Source organism: Enterobacter sp. RIT418 (assembly GCF_003057745.1).
In the GTDB taxonomy this organism is placed as follows: Bacteria; Pseudomonadota; Gammaproteobacteria; order Enterobacterales; family Enterobacteriaceae; genus Enterobacter.
On record NZ_QBJD02000008.1, the window covers coordinates 65,190 to 80,365 of the forward strand.

Annotated in this window: 10 protein-coding genes; 8 read left to right on the forward strand and 2 right to left on the reverse strand. The window is 59.1% G+C overall.

What is annotated here, in order from left to right; genetic code table 11:
* Nucleotides 1–137 precede the first annotated feature (137 nt).
* Nucleotides 138–3,269 (reverse strand): exonuclease subunit SbcC, encoded by a 3,132-nt coding sequence (gene sbcC / locus DBY73_RS11195; protein ID WP_112011221.1) that lies wholly within the window; start codon nt 3,267–3,269, stop codon nt 138–140.
* On the reverse strand, nt 3,266–4,471 hold the full coding sequence (gene sbcD / locus DBY73_RS11200; RefSeq protein ID WP_112011222.1) for an exonuclease subunit SbcD: 1,206 nt from the start codon (nt 4,469–4,471) through the stop codon (nt 3,266–3,268). Before sbcD ends, sbcC begins: the two co-directional genes overlap by 4 nt.
* A 187-nt stretch (nt 4,472–4,658) precedes the next feature.
* Here sbcD and phoB point away from each other — a divergent pair, with 187 nt between their 5' ends.
* The 8 genes from phoB (at nt 4,659) to DBY73_RS11240 (ending at nt 15,155) form a co-directional block, all read left to right on the forward strand.
* Nucleotides 4,659–5,348: a phosphate response regulator transcription factor PhoB gene (gene phoB / locus DBY73_RS11205; protein WP_112011223.1), complete on the forward strand. Its 690-nt coding sequence runs from the start codon at nt 4,659–4,661 to the stop codon at nt 5,346–5,348.
* Nucleotides 5,349–5,369: 21 nt separating this feature from the next.
* Complete coding sequence (gene phoR, locus DBY73_RS11210) at nt 5,370–6,665, forward strand: phosphate regulon sensor histidine kinase PhoR (RefSeq protein ID WP_112011224.1); 1,296 nt, start codon at nt 5,370–5,372, stop codon at nt 6,663–6,665.
* Between the two features lie 409 nt (nt 6,666–7,074).
* Nucleotides 7,075–8,394: a branched-chain amino acid transporter carrier protein BrnQ gene (gene brnQ / locus DBY73_RS11215; RefSeq protein WP_112011225.1), complete on the forward strand. Its 1,320-nt coding sequence runs from the start codon at nt 7,075–7,077 to the stop codon at nt 8,392–8,394.
* A gap of 81 nt (nt 8,395–8,475) precedes the next feature.
* On the forward strand, nt 8,476–9,849 hold the full coding sequence (proY, locus tag DBY73_RS11220; protein ID WP_112011226.1) for a proline-specific permease ProY: 1,374 nt from the start codon (nt 8,476–8,478) through the stop codon (nt 9,847–9,849).
* Nucleotides 9,850–10,009: 160 nt separating this feature from the next.
* Nucleotides 10,010–11,827 (forward strand): maltodextrin glucosidase, encoded by a 1,818-nt coding sequence (gene malZ / locus DBY73_RS11225; RefSeq protein ID WP_112011227.1) that lies wholly within the window; start codon nt 10,010–10,012, stop codon nt 11,825–11,827.
* 202 nt (nt 11,828–12,029) lie between these two features.
* Nucleotides 12,030–12,671: a hydrolase gene (locus DBY73_RS11230; protein ID WP_112011228.1), complete on the forward strand. Its 642-nt coding sequence runs from the start codon at nt 12,030–12,032 to the stop codon at nt 12,669–12,671.
* 48 nt (nt 12,672–12,719) lie between these two features.
* Nucleotides 12,720–13,265: an antibiotic biosynthesis monooxygenase gene (locus tag DBY73_RS11235; protein WP_112011229.1), complete on the forward strand. Its 546-nt coding sequence runs from the start codon at nt 12,720–12,722 to the stop codon at nt 13,263–13,265.
* A gap of 21 nt (nt 13,266–13,286) precedes the next feature.
* Nucleotides 13,287–15,155: an amidohydrolase gene (locus DBY73_RS11240; protein WP_112011230.1), complete on the forward strand. Its 1,869-nt coding sequence runs from the start codon at nt 13,287–13,289 to the stop codon at nt 15,153–15,155.
* Nucleotides 15,156–15,176: the final 21 nt, after the last annotated feature.

Sequence of the window (15,176 nt, forward strand, 5' to 3'; positions counted from 1 at the left end):
CCCTCTCCCCGTGGGAGAGGGCCAGGGTGAGGCAAGGTAAAAGCAAAACAGCAACGTAAGTTGCTGTTTTTGGTGTTTTTACCCTCTCCCCGTGGGAGAGGGCCAGGGTGAGGGCATCAGACCGCATCCACCCCCATTTACTCCACCGCAAACGCCTTATCCAGCCTGCTGTACCCCAGCCCGTTAATCTTCTTCACCTTGATCTGCACCGGAATGCGCTCCTTCATCGCCTCAACGTGGCTAATCACGCCGATGGTTTTACCGGTGGCGTTCAGCGCGTCGAGGGCGTCCAGCGCCGTATCCAGCGTTTCGCTGTCCAGCGTGCCGAAGCCTTCATCGAGGAACAGCGAATCAATGCGCGTTTTATGGCTCACCAGATCGGAAAGCGCCAGCGCCAGCGCCAGGCTGACCAGGAAGCTTTCGCCGCCGGAAAGGGTGCGGGTATCGCGTACCGCGTCGGCCTGCCAGGTATCCACCACTTCCAGCTCCAGCGCGTCGCTCGGTTTACGCTGCAGCAGGTAGCGCCCGTGCAGGCGGTTAAGCTGCTGGTTGGCGAGCCAGACCAGATTATCCAGCGTCAGCCCCTGCGCGAACTTGCGGAATTTGTCCCCGGTGCTGGAACCGATGAGCGCGTTAAGATATCCCCAGTCGTCCGCCAGCCGTGAAGCCTCCGCAATTTGCTGCATTAGCGCCTGCTGATGAGCGCGGTTATCGCTGTCCTGCTTGAGCTGCTGGCGGATCTCGCCCTGACGCGTGGTATTTTCACGCAGTTTTTGCGCCAGCTGCGTCAGCGTCGCCTGCAGCGCTGGCGCATCGGCCTCCAGCCCCTGTGGGCGAAGCGTCTGATGCCCGGCAAGCAGCTGATTGGCCTGCCCGGCCAGCGCCGTGGCCTGCTGGAGCTGATTCTCGAGCGTCTGTTTAAGCTGCTCAAGGCGGCGGAGGGTATCGTCATCCAGCAGTGCGGCGAGGAACGCGTCGCGATCGGCGAAGCAGCTTGCGTCCAGCGCGGCGCTGAACTGGGCCTGAGACTGCTGGAGCCGTTCGCGCTCCAGCGTCTCTTGCTGCTGAAGCGTATTGAGCTGGCTTTGCAGCGACACGCACTCGTCGTGGATCGCGCGCCAGTGTTCAGGAATCACCGCTTCGGCTTGTGCGTCGTCGCCGACCGGCAGCGTGTCCAGAATGGGCATCAACGCGTTTATACGTTCCTGAATCGCCGCGTGCTGGGTCTGTTTTTCCTGCCATTGGGCATATTCGGTTTCGCGTGCGCTGAGCCAGACGCTCTCAGCCCCCTCATCGGGCACGTTAAGCGACAGCGGCTGGAGCGAGGACGACAGCGCCTGGCGCGTCGAGGTCAGCTGCTGCTGGTACTGGTGCGCCTGTGCGTCCAGCTCATTGAGCTGGTTTTGCAGGGTCAGGCGCTGGCTGAGCTGATAGAGCTGGCGCTCGTAGTGCTCCTGCTCGTTCATCCAGGGGGCGATATCATCCTGAATGTTCAGCGCTATGTTCAGGGAGGTGCAGACCTCCAGCCACTCTTTAGTGAGCGCTTGCTCTTCCTGAGAGATCGCCTGAGCGTCTTCTGTCTCGCGCTGGATCTGTTGGGTCAGGGCATTCACCTGCCCGAGCACCAGCAGCCCTTCGTCTTTCAGCGCGGCAACCTCTTTGGCGAGCGCGTCACGGCGCAGCTGGTTGGCGCTCAGCTCCAGCGCCCGGTATTCCGTGACGGCCGGATGAGTGGTTGAACCACAGAGCGGACAAGGTTTGCCTGACTGCAAATCTGACCGCTCCGCCTCCAGTTTCTTGATGGTCTTTTCTTGCTCGCAAAGCGTAACAACATCCTGATAGTGCTGGTTTTTTTCTTTGTACTGCTGACGGCGCAGGCTCAGGGTTTCGTTAAGTTTTACCTGCTCAGCCTGCGCTTTCTGCACGCTTTCCGCATTCTGGCGCAGCCGTTTTTGCAGTGGCTGATAGCGCGCGTGAAGCGCGGTCAGGCGCTGGCGGAGCGCCCGCGACTGCGCCTGCTGCTCCATTGCCGTTGTGATGGCCTCCGCCGTCAGCGTCAGCGCGTTCTCCGGCATTTCAGCCAGCTTCTGGCGCAGTTCAGCAATGCGCGCCGATTGCGCTGCAAGCTGGTGTTTATCGCGATTTAGCTGCGCGAACTGCGCCCGCCAGCCGGCAATCTGCTGTCCCCACTGGCCAAAACGTTCAAGCTCGCTCAGCCATTGCGCCAGGGCCGTATGCTCGGCCTGAAGCTGCTCCCGATGGCGGAGCGCGGCGTTACGAATACGCGAGCGCAGCGCTGCTCTATCGAGTAAGCGAGTATTTACTTCAGCAATGGCCTGGGTGGTCTGCGCCAGGCGGGTGGTTTGCTCCTGCTGGCGCTCCCACAGCGGGCGCAGCTGGGCGGCGGGGTGAGCGAGCTGGAGCTTTGCCAGCTCCGGCGCGGCATCGGTCAGTGCCTGCTGCGCCTGCTGCTGCGAAGCGGCGGCACGCTGCTGTTCACGAATCAGCTCGTCGCTGCGCGTCAGCCACTGGAACGCTTTCAGGTGGTTTTGCTGCTCAGCCAGCAGGATTTTCTCTTCGTCAGTAAGCGCCTGCAAACTTTGCTGCAACTGCTGCTGCTGTTCTTCGTCAAGCAGCACCACGCCCGCGGCCTGCGCTTCGCATATCTCAAGCGCGCTGCGGGCGGCCTTGTGTTTTTCAAAGACCATGGCCGAAATCTGGCCGTAAATTTCCGTGCCGGTCAGCTCTTCTAACAGCTCGGCGCGATCGCTCGGTTTGGCATTCAGGAAGGCGGCAAACTGCCCCTGAGAGAGCATCATTGAGCGGGTGAAGCGGCCGTAGTCCAGGCCGGTGAGCGCGGCGGTTTGCTCCAGCTTATCGCTGACTTTGTCCGCGAGGATTTTACCGTCTTCGCAGCGCGCCAGCTCAACGCGCGGCGCCTGCAGGTTGCCGTCCGGCTGGTTTCGCGCGCGGTTCTGGCTCCAGAACGCGCGGTAGGCGATGCCTTTTACTTCAAATTCAACTTCCGCCAGGCACTCGGCGGTGTCGCGCGTCATCAGATCGTTTTGCGCCTGGGAGACCTTATTCAGGCGCGGCGTCTCGTGGTAAAGCGCCAGGCAGATGGCGTCCAGCAGGGTGGTTTTACCCGCGCCTGTCGCGCCGGTAATGGCAAACAGCCCGTTGCTGGCAAACGGCTCTGCGGTAAAGTCGATTTTCCATTCACCCTTGAGCGAGTTGAGGTTTTTCAGGCGCAGGCTCAAAATTTTCATGCGTTGTCGTCCTCGTCGTTCAGCGCCTGGAGGGTATGGCTAAACAGTTCGCTAAGCCTTGCGCGCTTCGCATCGTCGATTTCCTCCTGCGAAAGCCTGCGTTCAAATACCTCTTCAACCCGCAGCTCGCTGAGCGTTTCCCGCTGCGCGCTTAACAGGATTTTCTCGCGCTGCTCGCGGCTGCGGCGCACCAGCAGCACTTCCACCGGCAGATCCTCCGTCAGCGTCTGAATTTTGCGCTGCATATCGTGCAGGTAGTCGTCGGTGGTGATTTCGATATCCAGCCAGACGGGCGGATTCAGCGCGGCATCGCGCCATTGCTCAAGCTGGGCGGTAATGGCGTCAAGATCGCCCTTGAGCACCGCCAGCGGCTGGGTGACGGGCACCTCCAGCGTCTCGACGGCGCTGAGTTTTCCGTCGGTGAAGCTCACCAGATGCACGGATTTTGCTTTGCCGGTTTCATCAAAGCTGAGCGAAATGGGCGATCCGCAGTAGCGAATATGTTCGCAGCCGCCGATGACCTGCGCGCGGTGAATGTGCCCGAGTGCGATGTAGTCCGCCGGGGGGAAATTTTGCGCCGGGAAGGCATCCAGCGTGCCGATATAGATGTCGCGCACCGCGTCGCTTTTGCTGGCGCCAACTGTGGTGAGGTGCCCGGTCGCAATCACTGGAATTTGCTGTTCGCCGCGCAGGGCGCAGGCGTCGGCATACTGCTGGTGATAGTACTCGGTAATGCGTTGCAGCAGATGCTGCTGCTTTTCACCGCCGGAAAGCCCGGCCTGGCTTTGCACGATATCGCGCGGGCGCAGGAAGGGAACCGGGCACAGCACCGCGCCGGGCGTGCCGTCGCGCTTGTTCAGGATCTGCGGCGCGTGTCCGGCGCTGGCGACGACGGTCGTGTTGAGGAACGCCAGAATATCGCGGGATTCATTCAGCGTTGCCACGGAGTCGTGGTTGCCGGCGACAATCACCAGATGGCAGCCCGTTTTTTGAAGATTCACCACGAAGCGGTTATAAAGCTCGCGCGCATAGCTCGGCGGCTGGCCGGTATCAAAAATATCGCCCGCCACGATAATGGCATCCACCTCCTGCTCCCGAGCCGTGTCCAGCAGCCAGCGCAGGAACGCGTCGTGTTCGGCCGCGCGGCTTTTACTGTAAAAATTTTGACCCAGATGCCAGTCCGAGGTGTGAAGTATGCGCATAGGAGATCCGTGGCAATAATAAGAAAGCAGGATTATAAACTGTCGAGGAGCGGAAAATAACCGCTGTAATAAAACAACAGTTTGCCATTTATGGTGGTAATGTTTTTCATAAATCTGTCATAAATCTGACGCATAATGGCGCCGCATTACACACTTGTAACTTAAATAAGAGAAGACAGGGCAAAGTATGGCGAGACGTATTCTGGTCGTAGAAGATGAAGCTCCGATTCGTGAAATGGTGTGCTTCGTGCTCGAACAAAACGGCTTCCAGCCGGTTGAAGCGGAAGATTATGACAGCGCGGTAAACCAGCTGAATGAACCCTGGCCCGATCTGATCCTGCTTGACTGGATGCTGCCCGGCGGCTCTGGGCTACAGTTTATCAAGCACATTAAGCGCGAAGCGATGACCCGCGACATTCCGGTGGTGATGCTGACGGCGCGCGGCGAAGAAGAGGACCGCGTGCGCGGTCTGGAAACCGGCGCGGATGATTACGTTACCAAACCGTTCTCGCCGAAAGAGCTGGTTGCCCGCATCAAAGCCGTGATGCGCCGCATTTCGCCGATGGCGGTGGAAGAGGTGATTGAGATGCAGGGGCTGAGCCTTGACCCAACCTCGCACCGCGTGATGACCGGCGAAAGCCCTCTTGATATGGGGCCGACCGAATTTAAGCTCCTGCATTTCTTTATGACGCACCCGGAGCGCGTTTACAGCCGCGAACAGCTGCTAAACAACGTCTGGGGCACTAACGTATACGTCGAAGATCGAACGGTAGACGTGCATATTCGCCGCCTGCGTAAAGCGCTGGAACTGAGCGGCCACGATCGCATGGTGCAGACGGTCCGCGGCACGGGTTATCGTTTTTCGACCCGTTTCTGAATAATGACAGGAGTGTGACGCGTGCTGGAACGTCTGTCATGGAAAAGGCTCGTCTTTGAACTGATCTTATGCTGTATTCCGGCCCTTATTCTGGGGGCTATTTTTGGTCATCTGCCGTGGTTTTTGCTGGCGGCAGTTACCGGGCTGCTGATTTGGCACTTCTGGAACCTGCTGCGCCTTTCCTGGTGGCTGTGGGTGGACAGAAGCATGACGCCACCGCCCGGAAGCGGGAGCTGGGAGCCGCTGCTCTACGGTCTGCACCAGATGCAGATGCGCAATAAAAAGCGTCGCCGCGAGCTGGGAAGCCTGATCAAACGCTTCCGTAGCGGCGCGGAGTCGCTGCCGGATGCGGTCATTCTGACGACGGAAGAAGGGACCATCTTCTGGTGTAATGGCCTTGCGCAGCAGCTGCTGGGCCTGCGCTGGCCGGACGATAACGGCCAGAATATTCTTAACCTTCTGCGCTACCCCGAGTTCACGCTGTATCTGAAAAAGCGCGACTTTACGCGCCCGCACAACCTCAAGCTTAACAACGGCCGACATCTTGAAATCCGCGTGATGCCCTACAGCGACAGGCAGTGGCTGATGGTGGCGCGCGACGTGACGCAAATGCACCAGCTTGAAGGGGCGCGGCGTAACTTCTTTGCTAACGTCAGCCACGAGCTGCGCACGCCGCTGACGGTGCTGCAGGGCTATCTCGAGATGATGCAGGAGCAAACGCTGGAGGGCGCGCCGCGCGAGAAGGCGCTCCATACCATGCGCGAGCAAACGCACCGCATGGAAGGGCTGGTGAAGCAGCTGCTGACGCTGTCAAAAATCGAGGCCGCGCCGTCCCTGGCCCTGAACGACACCATTGACGTGCCCGTCATGCTTCGCCTGGTCGAACGGGAAGCGCAAACCCTGAGCCACAGTCGTCATGAGCTGCTATTTGACGTCGACAGCGGCCTGAAGGTGCTGGGCAGTGAAGATGAGCTGCGAAGCGCCGTGTCGAACCTGGTGTACAACGCGGTGAACCATACGCCCGAGGGGACGAAGATCGTGGTGCGCTGGCAGCGCGTGGGGGCCGGCGCAGAGTTTAGCGTCGAGGATAACGGACCGGGGATCGCGCCGGAGCATATTCCGCGCCTGACCGAGCGTTTCTATCGCGTGGACAAAGCGCGATCGCGGCAGACCGGGGGCAGCGGCCTGGGGCTGGCCATCGTCAAGCACGCGGTAAACCACCATGAAGGACGCCTGGAAATTCAGAGTACGGTGGGGAAAGGCACGCGCTTTAGCTTCGTTATTCCGGAACGATTAATTGCCAAAAAAAGCGCCTGACCGCGGGCGTGTCATCTCACCTTTCCACGGGCCAGCGATTGCTGGCCCGTTTTCTTTGCGGTCAAGCGAAACGCGGATGAATTTTATACGGTTGATGCTTTTTTGTTCGCATGATTAGCCATGGGTTTTTCGGATAATTAGCGTATTGTGCTGGTCTGTATTTTCATACTGGCATATTGTTCTGGTTTTACGATCCCTCCTTGCCTTTAAACGTTATAAGCGTTTAAATTCCCCACCTGATACTGTCATACCGACTGTATTTGCGTGGTAAATCGAAAAACTATTCTTCTCCACGCCAGGACGGGAGAATATCCCGCTGAAATTGAGCAAATTTTCTGCTGTATTGTCCCGTGAGGGATGGCGAAAAACTCAACGTTTACAACACCACATCCACAGGCAGTAAGGTTTTATGACCCATCATTTAAAATCGCGTGACATCATCGCGCTGGGCTTTATGACATTCGCGCTGTTCGTTGGCGCAGGCAACATCATTTTTCCACCCATGGTTGGCTTACAGGCGGGTGAACACGTCTGGACGGCTGCGTTTGGGTTCCTGATTACTGCCGTGGGTCTACCGGTTCTGACCGTGGTTGCGCTGGCGAAAGTCGGCGGCGGCGTAGATAGCCTCAGCACCCCGATTGGCAAAGTGGCTGGCGTTCTGCTGGCAACCGTCTGCTATCTGGCCGTCGGCCCGCTGTTCGCCACCCCGCGCACCGCGACCGTTTCTTTCGAAGTGGGGATTGCTCCGCTGACCGGCGATGGCGCGATGCCGCTGTTTATCTACAGCCTGGTTTACTTCGCGATTGTGATTCTGGTCTCCCTCTATCCGGGCAAGCTGCTGGATACCGTAGGTAACTTCCTGGCACCGCTGAAAATTATTGCGCTGATCGTGCTGGCCGTTGCGGCCATCGTTTGGCCTGCTGGCCCAATCAGCGATGCGATGGATGCTTATAAGAACGCCGCGTTCTCTAACGGTTTCGTGAACGGCTATCTGACCATGGATACGCTGGGGGCGATGGTGTTTGGTATCGTTATCGTCAACGCCGCACGTTCGCGTGGCGTGACCGAAGCGCGCCTGCTGACCCGCTACACGATTTGGGCCGGCCTGATGGCAGGCGTGGGCCTGACGCTGCTGTATCTGGCGCTGTTCCGCCTGGGCTCCGACAGCGCGACGCTGGTTGACCAGAACGCTAACGGTGCGGCAATCCTTCATGCTTACGTGCAGCACACCTTCGGCGGCGCGGGCAGCATGCTGCTGGCGGTACTGATCTTCCTCGCGTGCCTGGTGACGGCGGTTGGCCTGACCTGCGCCTGCGCAGAGTTCTTTGCGCAGTACCTGCCGCTCTCATACCGCACGCTGGTGTTTATCCTCGGCATCTTCTCCATGGCGGTGTCTAACCTCGGTCTGAGCCACCTGATCCAGGTCTCTATTCCGGTGCTGACGGCGATTTATCCGCCGTGCATCGTGCTGGTGGTGCTGAGCTTCACCCGCCCGTGGTGGAATAACTCATCGCGAATTATTGCGCCAGCCATGTTTATCAGCCTGATTTTTGGTATCCTTGACGGGATCAAAGCATCAGCATTCGCAGAAATCCTGCCTGCCTGGACACAGCGTCTGCCGCTGTCCGAGCAGGGACTGGCTTGGCTGATGCCTACCGTTGTTGCACTGGTGCTGGCGATTATCTGGGACCGTGCTGCAGGGCGTCAGGTGGCATCGAACGTCCATTAATCAACGGCAACAAACTGTTTAACCACGGGGCTTAAGGCCCCGTGGTTTTTTGTTTTTTTCGTGTTGAATGGCAAGATTTAAATGGAAAGCACTAACAAACTTAAGCGTGGACTGAGCACGCGCCACATCCGCTTTATGGCGCTTGGCTCTGCTATCGGTACCGGTCTTTTTTATGGCTCGGCAGATGCCATTAAAATGGCCGGTCCCAGCGTGCTGCTGGCGTACATCATCGGCGGCGTGGCGGCGTATATCATCATGCGTGCGCTGGGGGAAATGTCAGTTCATAACCCGTCAGCCAGCTCCTTCTCACGCTATGCGCAGGAAAACCTGGGCCCGCTGGCGGGATTCATCACCGGCTGGACCTACTGCTTTGAAATCCTGATCGTGGCCATCGCTGACGTGACCGCGTTCGGCATCTACATGGGCGTCTGGTTCCCCGCCGTGCCGCACTGGATATGGGTGCTGAGCGTGGTGCTGATCATCTGCGCCGTCAACCTGATGAGCGTGAAGGTGTTTGGCGAGCTGGAGTTCTGGTTCTCCTTCTTTAAGGTTGCCACCATCATCATCATGATTCTTGCCGGTTTCGGCATCATCATCTGGGGAATTGGCAACGGCGGGCAGCCGACCGGTATCCACAACCTCTGGAGCAACGGCGGCTTCTTTAGCAACGGCTGGCTCGGGATGGTGATGTCGCTACAGATGGTGATGTTTGCCTACGGCGGGATCGAAATCATCGGCATTACCGCCGGTGAAGCGAAGGACCCGGAGAAGTCCATTCCGCGCGCCATCAACTCCGTACCGATGCGCATCCTGGTGTTCTACGTGGGCACGCTGTTTGTGATTATGTCCATCTATCCGTGGAACCAGGTAGGCACTAACGGCAGCCCGTTCGTGTTGACCTTCCAGCACATGGGCATCGCCTTCGCCGCCAGCATTCTGAACTTCGTGGTGCTGACCGCCTCGCTTTCTGCCATTAACAGCGACGTCTTCGGCGTCGGCCGTATGCTGCACGGCATGGCGGAGCAGGGCAGCGCGCCGAAGGTTTTTGCCAAAACCTCACGCCGCGGCACGCCGTGGGTAACGGTAGTGGTGATGACCGTCGCGCTGCTATTCTCGGTCTATCTGAACTACATCATGCCGGAGAACGTCTTCCTGGTGATTGCGTCGCTGGCAACGTTTGCGACCGTGTGGGTGTGGATTATGATCCTGCTGTCGCAGATCGCGTTCCGCCGCCGCCTGTCCCCGGAAGAGGCAAAAGCGCTGAAGTTCAAGGTGCCGGGCGGGGTGCCTACCACCGTGGCTGGCCTGATCTTCCTGGTGTTTATCATCGCGCTGATTGGCTACCATCCGGATACCCGTATTTCGCTGTACGTTGGCTTCGCGTGGATTGTTCTGCTGTTGGTGGGCTGGATGTTTAAATGCCGCCGCGACCGCCAGCTGGCGCAGGCGCAGTAATCCCCTTTCCCTCTCCCCGTGGGAGAGGGGCAGGATGAGGGCATCAGGCCGCACTGATGCCTCATCCCCCGTCCTCCTCCCCCAATAAATTTCGTCATGGTGAGCTAACCTTCATTCCCCTGTGGCAAGGTGGCGTCAATTTCATCAAAGGGGATGCGTGATGTTAAATGCCTGGCACCTTCCGGTTGTCCCATTCGTTAAGCAAAACAAAGACAACCTTATGATTACGCTTTGGCTGGCGGGAGAAAATCAGCCCGAGCGCGTGACGCTTCGCACCGACGTGGATAACGAAGAAACGTCGCTAACAATGCACAAGCAGCGCAGCCAGCCGCAGCCCGGGGTGACGGCGTGGCGGGCAAACATCGATTTACGCAGCGGGCAGCCGCGCCGCCGCTACAGCTTTAAGCTGCTGTGGAACAGCCGCCAGCTGTGGTTTACCCCGCAGGGATTCAGCCGCTTCCCGCCCGCTCGGCTGGAGCAGTTTGCCGTGGATTACCCTGACGCGGGCCCGCAGTGGGTGAGCGAGGAGGTCTTTTACCAGATCTTCCCGGACCGCTTTGCGCGAAGCGCTCAACGCACGGAGCATCAGGACAAGGTGTACCACCACCACGCGGCGGGCCACGATATTATCCTGAAGGACTGGGACGATCCGCTCACCGCTCAGGCAGGCGGCTCGACGTTCTACGGCGGCGATCTCGACGGCATTAGCGAAAAGCTCCCGTACCTCAAAAAGCTCGGCGTTACCGCGCTGTACCTCAACCCGGTATTTAAAGCGCCGAGCGTCCATAAGTACGATACCGAAGATTACCGACGCGTGGACGCGCAGTTTGGCGGCGACGAGGCGCTGCTCCGGCTGCGGGAAAATACCCAAAGAGAAGGTATGCGCCTGATCCTGGACGGCGTGTTTAATCACAGCGGCGATTCGCACGCCTGGTTTGACCGCCATAACCAGCACCTGCGCGGGGCGTGTCACAACCCGGACTCGCCGCAGCGCGACTGGTACAGCTTTGATGAGGAAGGCCGCGCGCTCGACTGGCTGGGCTACGCTAGCCTGCCGAAGCTGGATTTCCGGTCCCCTACGCTGGTCACCGAAATCTACGGCGATGATGACAGCATCGTGCGCCACTGGCTGAAGGCGCCGTGGAGCATGGACGGCTGGCGACTGGACGTGGTGCATATGCTCGGGGAAGGGGGCGGGGCGCACAACAACCTCAAGCACGTCGCCGCGATTACCCGTGCGGCCAAAGCCGCGAACCCCGAAGCGTTTGTTTTCGGCGAACATTTCGGCGACGCGCGGCAGTGGCTGCAGGCCGACGCGGAAGATGCGGCGATGAACTATCGCGGGTTTACCTTCCCGCTGTGGGGCTTCCTGGCGAACACGGATATCTCTTACGATCCCAACCCTATCGACGCTGAAACCTGCATGGCGTGGATGGACAACTACCGCGCCAGCCTGTCGCATCAGCAGCAGCTGAGGATGTTCAACCAGCTTGATAGCCACGACACCGCGCGGTTTAAATCGCTGCTCGGCAAAGACGTCGCGCGCCTGCCGCTGGCGGTAACGTGGCTCTTTACCTGGCCCGGCGTGCCGTGCATTTACTATGGCGATGAGGTGGGGCTGGACGGCAATAACGATCCGTTCTGCCGCAAAACCTTTCCGTGGGACGAGGCGAAGCAGGATAAGACGCTGTTTGGCCTCTATCAGCGTCTGGCGACGCTGCGCAAGCAAAATCAGGCCCTGCGCTACGGCGGCTGTCAGGTGGTTTACGCGCATGATAACGTGGTGGTGTTTGCTCGCGTTTATAACCAGCAGCGCGTGCTGGTGGCGATTAACCGGGGTGAAGCCTGCGAGGTGGTGCTTGACCACTCTCCGCTGCTGGCCGTGAAGGCGTGGCAGCTCAAAGAAGGGAAAGGGGGAATTCAGGAGGGGATACTCTCATTACCTGCGATCTCTGCGTCCGTTTGGTTCGGTAATTAACCCTGCTAATTGCAGCAGGTATTTATTGCCTGCTGCAAAATATATTTCATCTTGTTCTGTTTAATTCACCAGAGGAGACAAATTTCTTTAATATCCTCTTAATTAATTCTCGCTATACTCAATTTGCTTAATCAGTCAGGGCCCTTTCTCATTTAGCACACACAATAGTTGGCTTTTAACATCTTGATTAAAAGGTACTTTTATGTCTATTCGTGAACTGATTGACCCGCAAAATTCCGCGCTGATTTTTATCGATCACCAGCCGCAAATGTCGTTTGGCGTAGCAAATATTGACCGTCAGTTATTAAAGAATAATACGGTGGCGCTGGCGAAAGCGGGCAAAATATTTGATGTGCCGGTTATCTATACCTCAGTCGAAACAAAAAGCTTTAGCGGATATATTTGGCCGGAACTGCTGGCGGTGCACCCGGACGTGAAGCCGATTGAACGAACCTCAATGAACTCCTGGGAAGATGACGCGTTTGTTGCGGCGGTCAAAGCAACGGGCCGCAAAAAACTCATCATCTCTGCCCTGTGGACCGAAGTGTGCCTGACCTTCCCGGCGCTAATGGCACTTGATGAAGGTTTTGACGTTTACGTGGTGACGGATACGTCCGGCGGTACTTCAGTGGATGCTCACGAACGCGCTATCGACCGCATGGTACAGGCCGGCGCGGTGCCGGTGACCTGGCAGCAGGTGCTGCTCGAGTACCAGCGCGACTGGTCGCGCAAAGGCACGTACGACGCGGTAATGGACCTGGTGCGCGAGCACAGCGGTGCGTACGGCATGGGCGTTGATTATGCCTATACCCTCGTCCACGGCGCGCCAGAGCGCAAAGCATAATTCTTTCCGGGCGGGGCTCTCCCGCCCGTTAATAACCAGAGAACCCTTATGGCGCAAACATCTCATGTGACGCTGGTGATCGCCCATACCCTTCTTCCGGGACAGGCAGAACGGTACGAGCAGTGGCTGGGGAAAATCATGCCCATCGCGGCGGAATTTCCCGGCCACCTCGGGGCGAACGTGATTCGCCCGTCAGAGGGACAATCCCTCTGGACGGTGATCATCCGCTTCGATACCCCCGAACACCTCTATGCGTGGACGCAGTCTGAAACCCGTAACGCGCTGGTGAAAGAGATTGAACCGGCGCTGGCAGACGGGGACAAAACCGAAGTGCGCACCGAGGCGGCCTTTTGGTTTACCCCGCCCGAGCCGCACGTGCGTAAGCCAAAGCAGTGGAAGCAGTTTCTCATCACCCTGCTGGTGATTTTCCCCAGCACCAACGTGGTGCCGCTGGTGACCGGGGCGCTGTTGCCTGGTCTGAAAGGATCTTTATTACTGCATTTGATTAACGATGCCTGTGTGGTCGCGCTGGTGGTCTGGCTGTGGATGCCCATCGTGACCCGTCTGTTCGCCGGATGGCTGAAAAAGGCCTGATTCGGCTCAAAGGAGTACGTTATGTCTCAAACTGCCACACTGATCTTAACCAAGGGTAAGATCCACACCCTCGATCGTGAAAACCCGCTCACCGAAGCGGTGGCCATCGCCAACGGAAAGATCCTCGCCACGGGCGACCACGACCGCATCATGAGCTATGCGACGCAGGGCACCCAGATCGTTGACCTGAAGGGAAGTACCGCGATCCCCGGCCTGAACGATTCACACCTGCACCTGATCCGCGGCGGGCTGAACTACAACCTCGAGCTGCGCTGGGAAGGCGTGCCCTCGCTGGTGGATGCGCTGCGGATGCTGAAAGCGCAGGCCGATCGCACGCCGTCACCGCAGTGGGTGCGCGTGGTCGGCGGCTGGAGCGAGTTCCAGTTCGCCGAACGCCGGATGCCGACCATCGAAGAGCTCAACGACGCCGCGCCGGATACGCCGGTCTTTGTGCTTCACCTCTACGATCGCGCGCTGCTCAACCGCGCCGCGCTAAAGGCCGTGGGCTACACCAAAGAGACGCCGAACCCGCCGGGCGGCGAGATCGTGCGCGACAACCACGGCAACCCGACCGGGATGCTGATCGCCAAACCCAACGCGATGATCCTCTACGCAACGCTGGCGAAAGGGCCAAAGCTGCCGATTGAGCAGCAGGTTAACTCGACCCGACAGTTTATGCGCGAGCTGAACCGCCTGGGGCTGACCAGCGCCATCGACGCGGGCGGCGGCTTTCAGAACTACCCGGAGGATTATGAAGTGATCGCCGAGCTGCACGCCAAAGAGCAGATGACGGTGCGTATCGCCTATAACCTCTTTACCCAGCGCCCGAAGCAGGAGCTGGAAGACTTTGAGCGCTGGACCGATATGCTCAAGCCGGGGCAGGGAACGGACTTCTACCGCGCCAACGGGGCGGGCGAAATGCTGGTGTTCTCCGCGGCGGACTTTGAGGATTTCCTCCAGCCGCGCCCGGACCTGCCCGAAGGCATGGAAGACGAGCTCGAGCGCGTGGTGCGCCACCTGGTGGAACACCGCTGGCCGTTCCGCCTGCACGCGACCTATGACGAATCCATCAGCCGCATGCTCGACGTGTTCGAGAAAGTGAACCGGGATATTCCGTTCAACGGCCTGCACTGGTTCTTCGACCACGCGGAGACCATTACCGAGCGCAACATCGAGCGCGTGAAGGCGCTCGGCGGCGGAATTGCGGTGCAGCACCGCATGGCCTTCCAGGGCGAGTATTTTGTCGACAGGTACGGCAAAGAGGCGGTGAAGCACACGCCGCCGGTAGCGAAAATGCTGGAGCTGGACGTGCCGGTTGGCCTGGGCACGGATGCGACCCGCGTGGCGAGCTACAACCCGTGGACGGCGCTCTACTGGCTGGTCTCCGGGCGCACAGTCGGCGGGCTGGCGATGTATGACGACGGCAACCGCCTGCCGCGCGACGTGGCGCTGGAGCTGTGGACCGCAGGCAGCGCGTGGTTCTCCAGCGAGCAGGGGAAAAAGGGGCGCATTGTTGAAGGGCAGCTTGCCGATCTGGTGGTGCTGTCGAAAGACTACTTCAGCGTGGCGGAAGAGGAGATTAAGGGCATTGAGTCGGTACTGACGGTGGTGGATGGCAAGGTGGTTTATGCCGCCGGGCACTTTAGCCCGCTGTCGCCGCCGCCGATCCCGGTCGTGCCGGAGTGGTCACCGGTGGTGAAGGTGCCGGGGCACTATCGCTCCGCGCCGCCTGCGGCCAGCAAGGTGGGCGCGGTGGTGCAGATGCATCAGTGTATTGGCAGCTGCGGCGTGCACGGGCATGCGCACGGCATTGCGCGCCAGTCGGAAATTCCGGTGTCTGATGAACAGGCGTTCTGGGGCGTGTTAGGGTGTTCGTGCTTCGCGTTCTAAACAAAAAGGCCCGCATATGCG

Bases quoted from the DNA above. Each gene is read 5' to 3' on its own strand.
- DBY73_RS11235 (WP_112011229.1), top strand. From the start codon at position 12,720: ATGGCGCAAACATCTCATGTGACGCTGGTGATCGCCCATACCCTTCTT.
- brnQ (WP_112011225.1), top strand. From the start codon at position 7,075: ATGACCCATCATTTAAAATCGCGTGACATCATCGCGCTGGGCTTTATG.
- proY (WP_112011226.1), top strand. From the start codon at position 8,476: ATGGAAAGCACTAACAAACTTAAGCGTGGACTGAGCACGCGCCACATC.
- DBY73_RS11230 (WP_112011228.1), top strand. From the start codon at position 12,030: ATGTCTATTCGTGAACTGATTGACCCGCAAAATTCCGCGCTGATTTTT.
- DBY73_RS11240 (WP_112011230.1), top strand. From the start codon at position 13,287: ATGTCTCAAACTGCCACACTGATCTTAACCAAGGGTAAGATCCACACC.
- phoB (WP_112011223.1), top strand. From the start codon at position 4,659: ATGGCGAGACGTATTCTGGTCGTAGAAGATGAAGCTCCGATTCGTGAA.
- sbcC (WP_112011221.1), bottom strand. From the start codon at position 3,269: ATGAAAATTTTGAGCCTGCGCCTGAAAAACCTCAACTCGCTCAAGGGT.
- sbcD (WP_112011222.1), bottom strand. From the start codon at position 4,471: ATGCGCATACTTCACACCTCGGACTGGCATCTGGGTCAAAATTTTTAC.
- malZ (WP_112011227.1), top strand. From the start codon at position 10,010: ATGTTAAATGCCTGGCACCTTCCGGTTGTCCCATTCGTTAAGCAAAAC.